Origin of the sequence: Amycolatopsis alkalitolerans (genome assembly GCF_006152065.1) — a bacterium.
GTDB lineage: Bacteria > Actinomycetota > Actinomycetes > Mycobacteriales > Pseudonocardiaceae > Amycolatopsis_E > Amycolatopsis_E alkalitolerans.
Window position 1 is genome coordinate 52,270 of sequence record NZ_VDFW01000023.1, and the last position, 13,078, is coordinate 65,347.

Below are 13,078 nucleotides of genomic sequence, written 5' to 3' on the forward strand. Positions count from 1 at the left end.
GACACGCCACAGAGGGAGCCTGAACAGTGCACATCGACCAGTGGCTGGAAATGATCCCGCCGCTTCTGGTGTACATCGCGGTCGGCGTGGTGATCGGCCTCGAGAGCCTCGGCATCCCTCTTCCCGGTGAAATCGTGCTCGTCAGCGCCGCCCTGCTGTCGGCCAGCCACGCCGGTCTCAGTCCCTGGCTCATCGGGATCGTCGGCAGTGCCGGCGCGATCGTCGGCGACAGCACGGGTTACCTGATCGGCCGCAAGGGCGGACAGCGCCTGTTCGACTGGGCCGGCCGGAAGTTCCCGAAGCATTTCGGGCCCGATCACGTCCGCAACGCCGAACGCATCTTCGCCCGGCGTGGGGTGTGGGCGGTGTTCTTCGGCCGGTTCGTCGCGATCCTGCGGATCCTGTGTGGTCCGCTCGCCGGTTCATTGCATATGCACTACTGGAAGTTCCTCGCGGCGAACGCGCTGGGCGGGATCGTGTGGGCCGGCGGCACCACGGCGCTGGTGTACTCGCTCGGGGTCGTCGCGGAGCAGTGGCTCTCCCGGTTCTCCTACATCGCACTGGGCGCCGCCATCCTGGCGGGCGTGATCATCAGCCTGGTGCTCAAGAAGCGCATGGGCCGTCGCCATCACGAGGACGAGACGGCGACTTCGTCCGAAACGGCCGCCGCCGAACGCTGACGGCGGGGCAGCGAGCCCAGCAGGACGCCGCCGACGATCACGACGCCCGCCAGGATCTCGGTCAGGCTCTGTCGCTCGCCCAGCAACAGGAACGAAGCGGTCATCCCGACCACCGGCACCAGCAGGGAGAATGGCGCGACGGTTGCGGCGGGGTTGCGGCGCATCAGCGTCGTCCAGATACCCCCGCCGACGAGAGTGCCCGCGAGCACGACGTAGGCCAGGCCACCGAGGCCGGTCCAGCCGTTCGCGGTGCCGAGCGTGGCGAAGGATTGCCACTGCGCGCCCGGGCCTTCGAAGATCAGCGAGAGCAGGAGCATCGGGATCGGCGGCACGACCGACATCCACAGCGTGAAGTGCAGCCCGTTCTCGGGCCGGGCCTGCCGCGCGCAGACATTGCCGATGCCCCAGCTCAGCGCGGCGAGCAGGGTGAGCGCGACCGGCAGCAGCGCGGCATGCTCGGCCTGGTGCCAGGCGATCACGGCCATCCCGCCGACGGCGAGCACGATGCCGGTCACCTGCCGCGCCGAAAGCCGCTCCCGCAGGAAGGCGCTGCCGAGCACGACGGTGAACGGCGCCGACGCCTGCAGTACGAGTGACGCGAGCCCGGTCGGCATACCGATGCGCATCGCGATGAACAGGAAGGCGAACTGACCGGTGCCGAAACCGAGGCCGAACCCGATCAGCCAGCGCGCCTTCACCTTGGGGCGCGGGATGAACAGCACCGTGGGGATCGCGATCACCAGAAACCGGAGCGCGCCGGCGAACAGCGGCGGGAAATGTCCGAGCAGGTAGTGGATCGCGAGGAAGTTGCAGCCCCACAGCACGGCTACGAAGACAGCAAGGAACCGGTCGCGAACACCCACCGGTCTAGCTTGCTGCGACTAACTTTGAAGGACAATGGAGATTATTTTCAAGGAATCTTCAGCTATTCTTCATAGTTGTGGAAATCGGCAGGTTACGGGTGCTGCGCGAGTTCGCGGACCGGGGCAGCGTGACTTCCGCCGCACGGGCCCTGCACTGCACTCCCTCGGCGGTTTCGCAGCAGTTGCGCGCGCTGCAGGCGGAGGTCGGACTCCAGCTCACCGAGCCCGCCGGCCGCGGGCTCCGGCTCACCGATGCCGGGCGCGCGCTGGTGGCCAGTGCCGATGAAGTGCTCGCGGCGCTGGACCGGGCCGAAGCCGAGTTGGACACGTACCGCAGCGAGCCGCGCGGCCGGGTGCGCGTGGCGATCTTCCCGTCGGCGGCGCTCATGCTGCTGCCGGGCCTGCTGCACCGGCTCGCCGGGTTTCCCGCGCTGGACCTCGAGGTGCGTGACGTGGACATGACCCCGTCCGAGGTGCCCTCGCTGATCGCCGATTTCGACATCGTGGTGACCCACCGCGACGAGCAGGCCGATCCGTTCCCCACCGAGCGGTTGGAGGTCGTGCACCTGCTGCGGGAACCGCTGGACGTCGCGCTCCCGCCGGGGCACCGGCTCGCGGGCCAGGATCGGGTCGAGCTCACCGAACTCGCCGGCGAACGCTGGATCGGCGTGAACGTGGGCTTCCCGGTGGACGACGTGCTGCGCTCGCTGGCCGTGCGCACCGGGGTCCGGCCGCGGCTCGTCCACCGCATCAACGATTTCCGCGTGATCGAGGCGCTGGTCTCCGCCGGGCACGGCATCGCGCTGCTGCCGCGCTACACGATGTCGCCGTCGATGCTCAGCCGCCCGCTCGCCGGCCTCCGCGCGGCACGGCATGTCGAAGCGGTGCTGCGCACCGGCACCGCCGGCCGGCCCGCGGTCATGGCGGTGCTCGAAGCCCTGCACGCGGAATCGGCCGCGCTGGTGGAGGTGGGTTGACGCGCCGGGCACCCGAGTGACCCGGCCTCCGCGGCGGAGGCCGGGCCGGGCACTCAGCGGTGCGAGCGGTTGACGGCTGATACGACGGCGCGTAGGGATGCGGTGACGATGGAGGGGTCGATGCCGACGCCCCAGTAGACCTTGTCGCCGACGGCGCATTCGATGTAGGAGGCGGCTTTGGCGTCGTCGCCCGGGGTGAGGGTGTGTTCGCTGTAGTCCAGCAGCCGCAGGTCGTAGCCGACGGTGGACAGGGCGTCGAAGAACGCGGCGATCGGGCCGTTGCCGCTGCCGGTGATCTCCTGTTGTTCGCCGTCCACGCGGACGGTCGCGGCCAGCCGGTAGTCGCCGCCTGAGGTGACGTGCTGGCTGACCAGCTTCAGCGGTGCCTCCGACTCCAGGTACTCGGCCGAGAACGCGTTCCACATCGTGGCCGGGTCGACCTCACCGCCCTCGGAGTCGGTGTGCCGCTGCACGACTTGGGAGAACTCGATCTGCAGCCGGCGCGGCAGGTCGAGTGAGTGCTCGGTGCGCATGATGTAGGCGACCCCGCCCTTGCCGGACTGGGAGTTGACCCGGATGACGGCCTCGTAGGTGCGGCCGACGTCCTTCGGGTCGATCGGCAGGTAGGGCACCTCCCACGGGTACTCCTCGACCGGCACGCCCTCGGACTCCGCGGCGCGGCCCAGCGCGTCGAAGCCCTTGTTGATCGCGTCCTGGTGGCTGCCGGAGAACGCGGTGAACACCAGGTCCCCGCCCCACGGGCTGCGTTCGTGCACCGGCAGCTGGTTGCAGTACTCGACCGTGCGCCTGATCTGGTCGATGTCGGAGAAGTCGATCTGCGGGTCGATGCCCTGGCTGAACAGGTTCATGCCCAGCGCGACGAGGTCGACGTTGCCGGTGCGCTCGCCGTTGCCGAACAGGCATCCCTCGATCCGGTCCGCGCCGGCCTGATACCCCAGCTCCGCGGCGGCCACCGCGGTACCGCGGTCGTTGTGCGGGTGCAGCGACAGGATCACCGAATCACGGCGGTCGAGGTTGCGGCCCATCCATTCGATCGAGTCGGCGTACACGTTCGGCGTGGCCATCTCGACGGTCGAGGGCAGGTTGACGATCACCGGCCGCGACGGCGTCGGTGACCAGATGTCGGTGACCGCGTTGCACACCTCCGCCGCATACGACAGTTCGGTGCCGGTGTAGGACTCGGGCGAGTACTGGAAGCGGAAGTCGGTGTCGGAGTACTTCGAGGCGTACTCCACCACCAGGTCCGCCGCCTGCAACGCGATCTTCTTGATGCCCTCGCGCTCCTCACGGAACACCACGCGCCGCTGCAGGATCGAGGTCGAGTTGTAGATGTGCACGATCGCCCTCGGCGCCCCCTCCAGCGCGGCGAACGTGCGCTCGATCAGCTCCGGGCGGCACTGGGTCAGCACCTGGATACGCACGTCGTCGGGGATCGCGTCCTCGTCGATGATCTCGCGCACGAAATCGAAATCGGTCTGGGACGCGGCCGGGAAACCGACCTCGATCTCCTTGTAACCCATGCGCACCAGCAACTCGAAGAACTTGCGCTTACGAGCCGGCGACATCGGGTCGATCAACGCCTGGTTACCGTCACGCAGATCCACCGCACACCACAACGGCGCGCGATCGATCCGCCTGGCCGGCCACGTGCGATCGGGTACATCGATGTCCTCGACCAGCCGATACCAGGGCTTGTACCGATGCACCGGCATCGACGAGCCCCGCTGCGGATTCCACACCGGCTGATCAACCGGCGCCGGCCGGGAGGGCGTGCGAATGTGGTTCGTGCTGGCGGATTCGGAGGTGGTCATGCCGGGGTTCTCTCCTGCCGGGATTCGGATCGGGCGACCGGCGGCATCACGAAGCCCCGCGACGGGGGGCCGGTCCGATCAGGCCCCGTCGCGGCAGCGAAGCAGGAGAGCACGCGCCACGAAGTCCACTCTAGCCGTGTCGAGTTGATGATGGAAATGGGGTGCGAAACCTATCCGTTACCGGTGAGTAGCAATCGATCGCCGGACGTGCCACACTTCCGGCATGGCCGAGCACGCCGAGAGAAGTGACAGCGACGTCGTCGACGACGACGAGCCTCGCCAGAGGCGTCGCCCCGACTTGGACTGGCGCCGCATCAAGGACACGAGCGTCGGGCTCGTCGCGGGCCTCGTGCGCTGGGCCGGTCTGGTCATCGCGGTCGTCCTCGTCCTGCATGTGATCTTCACGATCGGCTCCGCGAACCCGGACAACGGCATCGTGTCGTGGATCCGAGGCTGGGCGGACAGCCTGTCGATCGGCTTCAAGGACCTGTTCGAGCCGTCCGACGGGAAGCTGCGGGTGCTGGTCAACTACGGCATCGCGGCCCTGTTCTGGCTGATCGTCTCGTCGATCGCGGCGCGCCTGATCCGCCGCATCGGCGGCGCCTCCTAGAGCAGGCTGATCGAGAGCTCGCGGATCCGGCTGCGGCCGGCGATCACCTCGTACTCGGTGATCTGGTCGCCGGAGATGGTGAACAACAGGGCGATCGTGACGCGCCCGTGCGGGGCGACGACGGCGCCCGGCCGCCCGTTGATCAGTGCGGGTTCAGCGTACCGCGCGCGCTCCCGCGAGAGCAGCTTCGCCTCCTCGGCCACGTTCCGCGCGCCTCGAAGTTCCGCCGCGGGATGGGGGCGGCGGCGAACGACGTCCGGTGCGAGCACCGACAGCAGTCCTGGCACGTCGCCGTCGCGGACGGCCTCGAGAAACGTGGAGATCACGCGGCGATGCCTTGCCAGGTCGGCGGAAGGCGTCGCGCCGCGGACCTTGCGCCGGGCCCGCCCGGCGAGCTTCTTCGTCGCCTCCGGCGACCGGTCGAGGACCGGCGCGATCTCGGCGAAGGGCACGGCGAGCACGTCGTGCAGCACGAACGCGATCCGTTCGGCCGGCGCCAGCGTCTCCAGCACCACCAGCAGGGCGCGGCCGACCGCGTCCGCGAGCACCGCTTCGTGCTCGGGATCGGCGCCGGACGCGGGCACGTCTTCGAGCGGCTCTTCGCGCCGAGAACCCCGTGCGCGCAACATGTCCAGGCAGATCCGGGCGACCACGGTGGTCAGCCAGCCGCCGAGGTTCCCGACCTCGCCGGTGTCCGCGCGGTGGTAGCGCAGCCAGGTCTCCTGCACCGCGTCGTCCGCTTCGGACAGCGAACCGAGCATCCGGTACGCGACCCCGCGCAGCCGCTTGCGGTGCGCCTCGAACTCGTCAGCCATGTGTCCCCTCCGCGCTTTCCTGTCCGTCATGGGGTTGACGGATCGGACCCGGATGAAGGGACATGAGATGAGCGTGTTGCGGGTGGACTCGAGTATTCGCTACGAGGGGTCGGTCAGCCGCGAGCTGACCGCGAAGTTCGCGGGCGACGACGCCGTGCATCGCGATCTCACGGCGATGCACGAGTTGAACGAAGCCTGGCGGCGGGCGGCGCTGGGCGAACCCGGCCCGCTCGTGCGGGAACTCGCCGACGAGGTCGCGGCCGCCGACGCGATCGTCATCGGCGCGCCGGTCTACGACTTCGGTATCTCCGCCGCGCTGAAGTCGTGGCTCAACCTGCTGATCGTCGACCCGCGGTTCAACCCCCGAAGCACGTGGGGCACGGCGCTGGCGAGCGTACCGGTGACGCTTGTGGTGGTCAGCGGCTGGCGCTACGGGCCGGGCAGCCCGGTCGAAGGCTGGAATCACGCCATTCCTTACCTGCGGCGGATCTTCGAGGATCTGTTCGGCGCCGACGTCACACTCGAGGTCGTCGAGGGCACCGTTCAGAACGCGGCCTGACCCCACGTGCCGGTGTAGGCGAACTCGCCGAGCGGGAGGCGGCGCCGGGGCATGCGTTCGCGCTCGACGGCGCGCTCCTCCCCGAGCACCTCGGGCGTGCCCTGCGTGCCGACGGCGATCGCCACCCGCGGCGTCGCTTCCTCCGGTACCGCGAACTCACGCCGCACGGCGTCCGCGTCGAAACCCGCCATCTGGTGCGCGACCAGCCCGTCGGCGACGGCCTGCAGCACCAGGTTCTGCCCGGCGAGACCGAGCCCGTACTCGGCGTACGGGATCTCGCCCTTTTCGTTGCGCGTCACCATGATCGCGACCAGCAGCGCGCCTGCCCGGTGCGCCCAGGACTGATTGCGCGGCGTGAGCGTGCCGAGAATGCGGTCGAACGTGTCGTCCCCGCGGCGGCCGACGAGGTACCGCGCCGGCTGGGTGTTGCCGAACGACGGTGCCCATCGCGCGGCTTCCAGCAGTGCGCGGAGCTGGTCCCAGGTGATCTCCGCGGTGTCGTCGAGCGCACGCGGACTCCACCGCTGCGCGATCAGGTCCGCGAGTGGCGCGCTGCTGTCCGCTGGTTTCCGCATGGCCGCTGATGCTTCCACACCGCTCACCGGCGCGCGCACCGGTCGCAGACGGGTTCGGGGTGCCAGGCGTCCGCCTGCTCGCGCAGCTCACGCCGGATGCGCCGGCGCGTCTTCGGCAGACCCGACTCGTCGTCACGGTCGGTACCGAACACGCGCATCTCGGTCCGGCGCTCTCCGCACACCGGGCACACCACGCGCCGGAACACCCGGCGGGTCGCGACATCCATACACCCTCCCCGGTAACGATTGTATGGCGAGCACAATCACACCGAATGCGTGATTGCCGCGGTAACCCGTCGCGGGAAAACCGCCCGTTCAGGTGTCGGTGCACGGGAAACCTTCTCCCGTATTTGACTACCGACCGTGACCAGAGTGGCCGGGGCCACACAACCGGGTGGCCGGGAGCGCGAGCACCGGTAGGCTTCACAAAAAGCGCACTTAGGAGGTCCGGTAACAGTGGCGCTCGTAGTCCAGAAGTACGGCGGTTCGTCGTTGGAGAGCGCTGATCGGATCAAGCGCGTGGCCGAGCGGATCGTGGCCACCAAGAAGGCGGGCAACGACGTGGTCGTCGTGTGCTCGGCGATGGGCGACACCACGGACGAATTGCTCGATCTTGCCCAGCGGGTCAATCCGGTGCCGCCGGAGCGCGAGATGGACATGCTGCTCACCGCGGGCGAGCGCATCTCGAACGCGCTGGTGGCCATGGCGATCTCCGCGCTCGGCGCGGAGGCGTGGTCGTTCACCGGTTCGCAGGCCGGGGTCGTCACGACGGCCGTGCACGGCAACGCGCGGATCATCGACGTCACGCCGAGCCGCGTCACCGAAGCCCTCGAGCAGGGCTACGTCGCGCTGGTCGCCGGGTTCCAGGGAGTGGCACAGGACACGAAGGACATCACGACGCTGGGCCGCGGCGGATCCGACACCACCGCGGTGGCTCTCGCCGCCGCGCTGAACGCCGCCGCCTGCGAGATCTACTCCGATGTGGACGGTGTCTATACCGCCGACCCCCGGATCGTGCCGGACGCGCGCAAGCTGGACACCGTGCCGTACGAGGAGATGCTCGAACTCGCCGCGAGCGGTTCGAAGATCCTGCACCTGCGGTCGGTCGAGTACGCCCGCCGGTATGGCGTACCGATCCGCGTCCGTTCTTCCTACAGTGACAAACCGGGTACGACGGTGGCCGGCTCGATTGAGGAGATCCCCGTGGAACAGGCGTTGATCACCGGAGTGGCGCACGACCGTTCGGAGGCCAAGATCACGGTGACCGGGGTGCCCGACCACGCGGGTGCCGCGGCGCGGATCTTCCGGGTCATCGCGAGCGCCGAGATCGACATCGACATGGTGCTGCAGAACGTGTCCAACACCGCCGGCCGCACCGACATCACGTTCACGCTGTCGAAGGCCAACGGGCCCAAGGCGGTCGGTGAGCTGGAAAAGCTCAAGGCGGAACTCGAGTTCGACTCGGTGCTCTACGACGACCAGGTCGGCAAGGTCTCATTGGTCGGCGCGGGCATGCGCTCGCATCCGGGCGTCACGGCGACGTTCTGCGAGGCGCTGGCGAAGGTCGGCGTGAACATCGAGATCATCAACACCTCGGAGATCCGGATCTCGGTGCTGATCCGCGACGCGCTGCTGGACGACGCCGTGCGCGCGATCCATGACGCATTCGAACTCGGCGGCGACGAAGAAGCCGTCGTCTACGCGGGGAGTGGCCGGTGATGGCGGGCGGTTTGCGAGTAGGCGTGGTCGGCGCCACCGGTCAGGTCGGTGGCGTGATGCGGAAGCTGCTGGCGGAGCGGAACTTCCCGATAGCGCAGATCCGCTTCTTCGCCTCGTCGCGCTCGGCGGGCACGAAGCTTCCCTGGCAGGACACCGAAATCGAAGTCGAGGACGCCGCGACGGCAGATCCGTCCGGTTTGGACATCGCGCTGCTCTCGGCCGGTGGCGCGACTTCCCGGGCGCAGTCGCCGCGGTTCGCCGAGGCCGGGGTGACGGTCATCGACAACTCCTCCGCCTGGCGGCTGGATCCCGACGTGCCGCTGGTGGTCAGCGAGGTCAACCCGCAGGCGGTCAAGGACGCGCGCAAGGGCATCATCGCCAACCCGAACTGCACCACCATGGCCGCGATGCCGGTGCTCAAGCCGCTGCACGACGAGGCAGGCCTGGTCCGCCTGATCGCCAGCACCTACCAGGCCGTCTCGGGCAGCGGGCTGGCCGGCGTCGAAGAACTGGCGGCGCAGGCGAACGCGGTCGCGTCACGGGCGGCCGAGCTGACGCACGACGGCTCGGCGCTCACGTTCCCGGCGCCCGCGAAGTACGTCGCGCCCATCGCGTTCAACGTGCTACCGCTCGCCGGATCCATTGTGGACGACGGCTCGTTCGAGACGGACGAGGAGCAGAAGCTGCGCAACGAGAGCCGTAAGATCCTCGACATCCCGGGCCTGTCGGTGTCGGGCACCTGCGTGCGGGTGCCGGTCTTCTCCGGGCATTCACTGTCGATCAACGCGGAGTTCAGTGAGCCGCTTTCGCCGGCACGGGCGAAGGAGTTGCTGGCGAACGCGCCGGGCGTGGAGCTGTCCGACGTGCCGACTCCGTTGCAGGCGGCGGGGAAGGATCCGAGCTACGTCGGTCGCATCAGGACGGACCCGACCGTACCGGGCGGGCGCGGCCTCGCCTTGTTCGTTTCGAATGACAATCTGCGCAAGGGAGCCGCGTTGAACACTGTGCAGATCGCGGAGATCATCGCCCGCGGGTAGCTTTTCACTCTTTCGTGCAGCGGCATGCTCCCGAAGATCGTCTACCCCCGCTTTTAGTGTGGGCGCAGTCTTTCAGCAGGTGAGTCGGGGAGCTGTCGGTGAGGCACGTGTTCGTCGCCGTGGTGGCGCTGCTCATGGTGAGCGTGCTGCCCATGCCCGCGACGGCCGACACCACCGACGGTCCGCTGACCGTGCATGTCGTACGCCCGGACCAGAACGGCGCCGGTGTGCCCGGGATCCTCGTCGTCGCCACCGATCCGTCCGGGGCGAGCGCGAGCGGCACCACCGGTCCGGACGGCACGGTGGTCATCCCGACGACCGCGCTTTCCGGTGGCCGGTACCGGGTCGACGCGTCGATTCCCCCGACGATGAGCGGTGTGGAGCCGGCCCCGGAGGCGCCCGGCCTGTCCGGGCTGACCGAGTTCGCCGACGTCTCCGGCGGCAAGGCGGCGAACGTCACGATGGCGGTCGGCGGCGGCTCCGGCGATGTGCAACTGGGCGACCGCGCGTGGTTCGACACCGACGGCGATGGCGTGCAGGACGGCGACGAGCCACCGCTGCCCGGCGTCCACGTGCTGCTGCTGCCCTGTGACGGCAACGGCCCGCCGCTCGCGGACAAGACGACCGACGCGAACGGGCGCTACCTGTTCGGCCCTGGCGACGGTCTGCGGCCGAACACCTGCTACACGGTCAAGTTCGACTATTCGCAGGTGAACACCGCCGGCCTGCCGGGCGCGCCGCCGGTCGACGGTCTCAAGTGGACGGCCCCGTTCGCCGGTGTCTCGCCGGGCGCCGACTCCAATGTGGATCCGGCGACGGGGACGGTCAGGGTGACCGTCGGGCCGCCCGGCTGGGTCGACGACACGGTGGACGCCGGCGTGGTCGGCGGGCTCAACGAGGTCGGTGACCGGGTCTGGGCGGATGTCAACCGCAACGGGTTGCAGGATCCCGGCGAGCCGGGGGTGGCCGGGGTGCCGGTCGCGCTGCAGCATGCCGACGGCTCGCCCGTCGCCACGACAACCACCGGCCCGCACGGTCAGTACACGTTCTCCCACCTGCCGGACGGCAGCTACAAGGTCTGTTTCGACGTGACGAAGCTGCCCGTGCAGTACGCCGACTACCAGCTGACCAAGCCACGGGCGGGCAACCCCGGCCAGGATTCGGCGCCCGACCCCGGCTCCGGCTGCACGGCACCGGTCGAGTTGAAGGCGGGTCACACGCAGGACGGCACGTTCGATGCCGGTCTGGCGCCGCCGGTGAACCGCATCGCCGCGCGGGTCTGGTCGGATCTGAACGCCGACGGCGTGCCGGATCCGAACGAGCCGGGAATCGCGGGCGTCCCGGTGAAACTGCGCGGCGACGACGGCAACCAGTTGGCGCTGACCACGACCGGTCCGGACGGTTCCTACTCCTTCGACGACGTGCCCAACGGCTCGTACCAGGTGTGTTTCGACCTGGGGAACCTGCCGCCCGCGGTCGCCGACTTCACGCCGGCCAAGTACGTCAACGCCTCCGCCGCGAACCCGGCGACGGGCTGTACCCGCACGGTGACCGTCGGACTCGGCAAGCGGGAGGACACGTCGCTGAGCACCGGGCTGGCCGCCCCGCCCAACAAGATCGGTGGCCGGACGTGGTTCGACAGCAACCGCAACGGTTTGCAGGATCCGGTGGAGGGCGGTATCGCGGGGGTGCCGGTCAGGCTGGCCAAGGCCGGCGGCGGTGACGTGGCGACCACGACGACCGGGCCGGACGGGGTGTATTCGTTCGAGGGTGTGCCCGACGGCGCGTACCAGGTCTGTTTCGACCCGCAGCGGTTCCCGGCCGCCTACGCCGGTGGCCAGTGGTCCAAGCCGCATGCCGGTGACGTGACGAAGGATTCCGATGTCGGTCTCGGCACCTCGTGCACGCAGACGGTGACGGTCGGCGTCGGGCATCGCGACGAGTCCGACTTGGACGCCGGTGTGGTCGCGGCGCGCAACCGGGTGGGCGACCTCGTCTGGTTCGACCGCAACGGCAACGGCGCGCCGGACCCGGGCGAGCCCGGCGCGGCCGGCCTCACGGTCACGATGAAGGACGCCGCCGGCCACGTCGTCGCCACCACGCGGACCGGCCAGGACGGCGGTTACCTGCTCGACGATCTGCCGGACGGTTCGTACCAGGTGTGCGTCGATCTCGCGCACCTGCCGCCGGAGTTCGCGAATTTCCGCGTACCGGGTACGGACAACGGGTGCACGGCTCCGCTGCAGGTCGGGCCGAAACCGCGCGAGGACCTGACGGTGAAGATCGGCCTGGTCCCGCCGTCCACGGCGGTCGCGCCCGCCGCGGAGAGGTCCACCACCGGTGGCGGCGGGGGCTTCCCCGTCGGCTGGGCCGTCTTCACGGCCGTGATCGTGGTGGCCGGTGTGGCGTTCACCTTCCGCTGGTGGAAGACCGTCGACCAGTAGCCGGCCGGCAACCCGGTAGCTTGACCGCATGAAGATCGTGCATGTGCTCGCCGCAGCCGTGGTCGCGCTCTCGCTGACCGCCTGCGATCAGGTCGGTTCGGCATCGGACAAGGCGAGCGCGTGCGGGGAGGCGCTGGGCCTGGCCAACCTGAACCCGAACCTCGACCCCGCGCAACTGGCCGCGCAGGCGACGGACAAGGCCAACCGGCTGCGCGAACTGGCGAACAAGGTCTCGGACTCCGATCTCAAGCAGAACCTGCTCACGATCGCCGACTCCTACGTGTCGCTCGAGCAGCGGAAGGCCGGCGGCCTGAGCAACCTGAACGACTGGGTGCAGCGGAACGCCGACAATGTCGGGAAGTTGAAGGCCGCCTGCCTCTAGGCGCTCCGCCCGGCCTCACCCACCACGAGCCGCAGGCCCCGACCAGCCTCGTCGCGGTCGAGGACCCGAGTGGTCGTCCAGCCGCGCGGGCCCGAACGGAGGGCGGCGCGCAGGCGCGGCAGCCTCCGGACGTGCCGCTGAAACGACTCGCACCGCAGTACCCTGCCGCGGGCTCGCTGCCCGATGACGGCTTCCGCCGGACTGCACTCCACCCAGACGAAATGCCTGCGCCGCCCGGAAAACCGGCCGAGCAACATCAGCCAGGTACGCGTCGCGGCCCCGGTCGCCGGGTCGTGCACCACGACCGGACCCGCCCTCGAAAAGGCGCTGGCCGTCACCCGCAACCGGTGCAGCACGTGCACCACGGGCCGGTACCGCGCGTACGGTGTGCCCGCCGGAACGCAGGCCGACACCCGGTCGCGCAAGTCGTCGGAGTCCAGCACGGTGACCGGCGCGTCGGACTCGGTCCGCCGTAGCAGGGTGCTCTTGCCCGAGCCCGGCAGGCCGGCGATCACGACCAGGGACCGGGGCTCGACAGCCATCCACAGCATGTCCGGACAACGGATGATCTGCCTGGTCGCGTTC

General features: G+C 69.4%; 14 protein-coding genes. 8 read left to right on the plus strand and 6 right to left on the minus strand.

Annotated elements, in window-relative coordinates:
* The first annotated feature begins 26 nt into the window (after positions 1 to 26).
* Positions 27 to 680, plus strand: a complete 654-nt coding sequence (locus FG385_RS23620) for a DedA family protein (RefSeq protein WP_139098966.1) — start codon at positions 27 to 29, stop codon at positions 678 to 680.
* Here FG385_RS23620 and FG385_RS23625 read toward each other — a convergent pair.
* Complete coding sequence (locus FG385_RS23625; RefSeq protein ID WP_139098967.1) at positions 629 to 1,543, minus strand: EamA family transporter; 915 nt, start codon at positions 1,541 to 1,543, stop codon at positions 629 to 631. The two genes, FG385_RS23620 and FG385_RS23625, sit on opposite strands and share 52 nt — an antisense overlap.
* Positions 1,544 to 1,620: 77 nt before the next feature.
* Here FG385_RS23625 and FG385_RS23630 point away from each other — a divergent pair, with 77 nt between their 5' ends.
* Positions 1,621 to 2,520 (plus strand): LysR family transcriptional regulator, encoded by a 900-nt coding sequence (locus tag FG385_RS23630; protein WP_139098968.1) that lies wholly within the window; start codon positions 1,621 to 1,623, stop codon positions 2,518 to 2,520.
* A gap of 53 nt (positions 2,521 to 2,573) precedes the next feature.
* Here the strand turns inward: FG385_RS23630 and leuA are convergent, their stop codons facing one another.
* Positions 2,574 to 4,352 (minus strand): 2-isopropylmalate synthase, encoded by a 1,779-nt coding sequence (gene leuA, locus FG385_RS23635; protein WP_139098969.1) that lies wholly within the window; start codon positions 4,350 to 4,352, stop codon positions 2,574 to 2,576.
* Positions 4,353 to 4,575: 223 nt separating this feature from the next.
* Here leuA and FG385_RS23640 point away from each other — a divergent pair, with 223 nt between their 5' ends.
* Complete coding sequence (locus FG385_RS23640; RefSeq protein ID WP_139098970.1) at positions 4,576 to 4,962, plus strand: hypothetical protein; 387 nt, start codon at positions 4,576 to 4,578, stop codon at positions 4,960 to 4,962.
* Here the strand turns inward: FG385_RS23640 and FG385_RS23645 are convergent.
* The gene (locus FG385_RS23645) at positions 4,959 to 5,777 is read right to left on the minus strand and encodes a sigma-70 family RNA polymerase sigma factor (protein ID WP_200834624.1); all 819 of its coding nucleotides are present in this window, start codon (positions 5,775 to 5,777) and stop codon (positions 4,959 to 4,961) included. The two genes, FG385_RS23640 and FG385_RS23645, sit on opposite strands and share 4 nt — an antisense overlap.
* Before the next feature lie 67 nt (positions 5,778 to 5,844).
* Between FG385_RS23645 and FG385_RS23650 the strand changes: the two genes are divergently transcribed.
* On the plus strand, positions 5,845 to 6,336 hold the full coding sequence (locus FG385_RS23650) for an NAD(P)H-dependent oxidoreductase (protein ID WP_160148873.1): 492 nt from the start codon (positions 5,845 to 5,847) through the stop codon (positions 6,334 to 6,336).
* On the opposite strand, the gene FG385_RS23655 is transcribed toward FG385_RS23650, so the two are convergent.
* Together FG385_RS23655 and FG385_RS23660 are read right to left on the minus strand one after the other, a co-directional pair.
* Positions 6,321 to 6,911 carry a nitroreductase family protein gene (locus FG385_RS23655; protein ID WP_139098973.1) on the minus strand — a complete coding sequence of 197 codons (591 nt, stop codon included), beginning with the start codon at positions 6,909 to 6,911 and terminating at the stop codon, positions 6,321 to 6,323. The genes FG385_RS23650 and FG385_RS23655 overlap by 16 nt on opposite strands.
* Positions 6,912 to 6,934: 23 nt before the next feature.
* Positions 6,935 to 7,138 (minus strand): hypothetical protein, encoded by a 204-nt coding sequence (locus FG385_RS23660; protein ID WP_139098974.1) that lies wholly within the window; start codon positions 7,136 to 7,138, stop codon positions 6,935 to 6,937.
* A 229-nt stretch (positions 7,139 to 7,367) separates the two neighbouring features.
* Between FG385_RS23660 and FG385_RS23665 the strand changes: the two genes are divergently transcribed.
* The 4 genes from FG385_RS23665 to FG385_RS23680 all read left to right on the plus strand — a co-directional run bounded on the left by FG385_RS23665 (position 7,368) and on the right by FG385_RS23680 (position 12,493).
* Positions 7,368 to 8,630, plus strand: coding sequence for an aspartate kinase (locus FG385_RS23665; RefSeq protein ID WP_139098975.1), 1,263 nt, complete (start codon positions 7,368 to 7,370; stop codon positions 8,628 to 8,630).
* Entirely contained in the window at positions 8,630 to 9,667 is a 1,038-nt protein-coding gene (locus FG385_RS23670) for an aspartate-semialdehyde dehydrogenase (RefSeq protein WP_139099021.1), read from the plus strand. The genes FG385_RS23665 and FG385_RS23670 overlap by 1 nt, the downstream gene beginning before the upstream one ends.
* Positions 9,668 to 9,765: 98 nt before the next feature.
* A complete protein-coding gene (locus FG385_RS23675) occupies positions 9,766 to 12,111 on the plus strand; it encodes an SdrD B-like domain-containing protein (RefSeq protein WP_235022756.1) in 2,346 nt (781 codons plus the stop codon).
* Between the two features lie 28 nt (positions 12,112 to 12,139).
* On the plus strand, positions 12,140 to 12,493 hold the full coding sequence (locus tag FG385_RS23680) for a hypothetical protein (protein ID WP_139098976.1): 354 nt from the start codon (positions 12,140 to 12,142) through the stop codon (positions 12,491 to 12,493).
* Here FG385_RS23680 and FG385_RS23685 read toward each other — a convergent pair.
* Positions 12,490 to 13,035, minus strand: a complete 546-nt coding sequence (locus tag FG385_RS23685; protein WP_235022757.1) for an AAA family ATPase — start codon at positions 13,033 to 13,035, stop codon at positions 12,490 to 12,492. The genes FG385_RS23680 and FG385_RS23685 overlap by 4 nt on opposite strands.
* Between the last annotated feature and the right edge of the window lie 43 nt (positions 13,036 to 13,078).

What these genes read in the sequence shown, in the direction of transcription:
- leuA (WP_139098969.1), bottom strand. Translation starts at nt 4,352, where the DNA reads ATGACCACCTCCGAATCCGCCAGCACGAACCACATTCGCACGCCCTCC.
- FG385_RS23640 (WP_139098970.1), top strand. Translation starts at nt 4,576, where the DNA reads ATGGCCGAGCACGCCGAGAGAAGTGACAGCGACGTCGTCGACGACGAC.
- FG385_RS23645 (WP_200834624.1), bottom strand. Translation starts at nt 5,777, where the DNA reads ATGGCTGACGAGTTCGAGGCGCACCGCAAGCGGCTGCGCGGGGTCGCG.
- FG385_RS23650 (WP_160148873.1), top strand. Translation starts at nt 5,845, where the DNA reads ATGAGCGTGTTGCGGGTGGACTCGAGTATTCGCTACGAGGGGTCGGTC.
- FG385_RS23655 (WP_139098973.1), bottom strand. Translation starts at nt 6,911, where the DNA reads ATGCGGAAACCAGCGGACAGCAGCGCGCCACTCGCGGACCTGATCGCG.
- FG385_RS23660 (WP_139098974.1), bottom strand. Translation starts at nt 7,138, where the DNA reads ATGGATGTCGCGACCCGCCGGGTGTTCCGGCGCGTGGTGTGCCCGGTG.
- FG385_RS23670 (WP_139099021.1), top strand. Translation starts at nt 8,630, where the DNA reads ATGGCGGGCGGTTTGCGAGTAGGCGTGGTCGGCGCCACCGGTCAGGTC.
- FG385_RS23680 (WP_139098976.1), top strand. Translation starts at nt 12,140, where the DNA reads ATGAAGATCGTGCATGTGCTCGCCGCAGCCGTGGTCGCGCTCTCGCTG.
- FG385_RS23685 (WP_235022757.1), bottom strand. Translation starts at nt 13,035, where the DNA reads ATGGCTGTCGAGCCCCGGTCCCTGGTCGTGATCGCCGGCCTGCCGGGC.